The 757-nt window shown below is 64.6% G+C and carries 1 pseudogene; it reads left to right on the top strand.

Annotated features, from left to right (window positions below):
* Window positions 1-757: pseudogene (locus V7787_RS52865) on the top strand (hypothetical protein); the annotation flags it as partial.

Raw genomic sequence — 757 nt, 5'->3', positions numbered from 1 at the left:
AGGCGATGCCGCCACGGCCGGTACGTATTCAGGTGCCAACCTGAAGACGGTGACCGATCCGACCACCGGCGCGATCAACGTGCAGCTGGCCGAGTCGCCGAAGTTCGGCAACGTGGTGGTCAACGAGGGCGGCGCCGGCAAGATCACCGGCGTGACCGCGGGCGATCTGAGCGCGGCGAGCACCGATGCGGTCAACGGCAGTCAGCTGTTCGCCACCAATCAGGCGGTGCAGGCGGCCGGCGCCGGTTTCACCCTCACCGCGCAGGGCGCCAACGGTTCCAATGTCGATCCGAGCGAGTCGATCGATCTGAAGAACGGCGACGGCAACATCGTCGTCAGCAAGGCGGACACCGACAACAACGTCAACTTTGATCTGGCCGACGACATCACCGTCACCAGCGTCGTCGCGGGCAATAGCCGTCTCGACAACACCGGTCTGACCATCACCGGTGGCCCGAGCGTGACCTCGGCCGGCATCAATGCCGGCAACCAGGTCGTCAGCAACGTCGCCGCTGGCGTCGCGGCTACCGATGCGGTCAACAAGAGTCAGCTCGATGCGGTCGGCTCGACGGCGAACGCCGGTTTCAACGTCACTGCGCAAGGTGCCAACAGCACCAACGTGGCGCCGGGTGAGACGGTGGACTTCAAGAGCACCGACGGCAACATCCTTGTGAGCAAGACTGGCGCCGACGATAACGTCAATTTCGACCTCGCCGACGACATCACCGTCACCAGCGTCGTCGCGGGCAATAGCCGT

The sequence above is a fragment of the Pseudomonas sp. CGJS7 genome (assembly GCF_036961695.1).
The sequence above is the reverse complement of the archived record's forward strand: the minus strand, read 5'-3'. Positions and strand labels throughout refer to the sequence as shown.